This is a genomic window from Bacteroides sp. Phil13, from assembly GCF_001940965.1.
Classification (GTDB): domain Bacteria; phylum Bacteroidota; class Bacteroidia; order Bacteroidales; family Bacteroidaceae; genus Bacteroides; species Bacteroides intestinalis.
In genome coordinates, this window is record NZ_MSHA01000078.1 from 1 (window position 1) to 1576 (window position 1576).

Genomic DNA, 1576 nt, shown 5'->3' on the forward strand with positions numbered 1-1576 from the left:
ACGAGTACGGAGCGTCCCGAGGCTCTTGACAAGGGTATCTTTGTCCTTGCCGGCATTGATGGGACATCCTTGCTTCAGGCTGTAGATACTGCCGTGGAGATGAATAGGAATGGGGATCACGGTCTGCCGGTACCCGATTATACGGATGAGAATGTATCGGCCAAGGTTGTGAAGATAATTCAGAGCTATACGGGAGTGGTGAACAAGATGGTCTGGAGAAAATAATGGTGAGACATGCCTAAGAAAATCTTGATACATAGCCTGATTTTCAGTCCGGATGGAGTTTCGACAGCCTATCTTTATAATGATATTGCTCTGAAATTCCAAGAAAACGGTTATGAAGTATTGGTATTGACAACTACGCCTCATTACAATGTTGTGGAATCACAACTGGCAGCACAACCTCTGAAATGGAAGGTTTGGGGGATTTGTAAAGAAAGCTGTTTTCATGGAATCAGAGTTCTTCATGTACCCCAGAAGAAATTCAGAAATACATTTCTGCGTGTCCTGGGATTTGTTTATTGGCATATTATCTCTTTCCTGATTGGTTTGTTCCAGAGAAATATAGATGTCATACTGTCACCTTCCCCTCCTTTGACTATCGGTGTAATAAACATTTGGCTGGCGAAAATTAAGGGATGTAAAACCATATATAATGTGCAGGAAATATATCCTGACATCTTGAAACGAAAGGACGGGCTTGTTATAGAACAGCTACGTAGGATGGAACGGTATGTTTATAATAACTCAACGGCCGTAACGACAATAGACCAGGTTTTTTATAATGTAATAGCCGGAAGGTTTAAGGATAAGTCCAAGCTTTGTATAATACCTAATTTTGTAGATACAGAATTGTATAATTCTCAAGGTGGAAATGTAGAATGTCTGAATCCCCATTTTTTCCCTGCCACAGATTCTTTGAAATTGCTTTATGCCGGGAATATTGGTTATGCCCAAGATTGGGAGCCCTTAATTTGTCTGGCAGAAAAGACGAAAGGGGTTTCCATTGAATACTTTATAATCGGTGAGGGAGTCATGAAACCCGTTCTTGAGGAGAAAGTACGTGAGTTGGAGCTGGATAATGTGCATATTTTGCCCTATCAGCCCAGAAGTTTGATGCCGTCCATTCTTGCCTATTCAGACATCCAGTTTATTTTCATGAACCCTGAAATGGAGATGCAGGGATTCCCTTCCAAGGTTTATACAATCATGGCATGTGGTAGGCCTTTATTGGTCTGCTCGGGAAAGGATACGCCTATCATCAATTTCCTGCAGGAACATGGCTGTGCAAAATTGATTACAGAGAAGAGTTTGGAAGAGAAGGTGGGAGAAATGGCAGATTGGCTGAATTCCGTCTCAAAAAGCGAACTGGCTTTACTGGGTCGAAATGGTGTAGAGGTGATTAAGCGATTATATTCAAAGGATGTGGTAACTCAAAAATATGTAGACTTAGTTGAAGCTTTATGAACATACGATATTTATCAGTCAATGATTAGGATAACTTGATATTTCCGGGTATCTTTGTGGAAAGATTGGATGTATGAGGAAGATTAAGCCATATAAGGAACAAGAACCG

Annotated in this window: 1 protein-coding gene and 1 pseudogene; both read left to right on the forward strand. The window is 40.9% G+C overall.

Going from position 1 to position 1576, the window contains the following annotated elements; genetic code table 11:
• A pseudogene (locus BWI44_RS14695) lies at positions 1-225 on the forward strand (UDP-N-acetylglucosamine 2-epimerase (non-hydrolyzing)); the annotation flags it as partial.
• 9 nt (positions 226-234) lie between these two features.
• Entirely contained in the window at positions 235-1467 is a 1233-nt protein-coding gene (locus tag BWI44_RS14700) for a glycosyltransferase family 4 protein (RefSeq protein WP_242364683.1), read from the forward strand.
• The last annotated feature ends 109 nt before the right edge of the window (positions 1468-1576 follow it).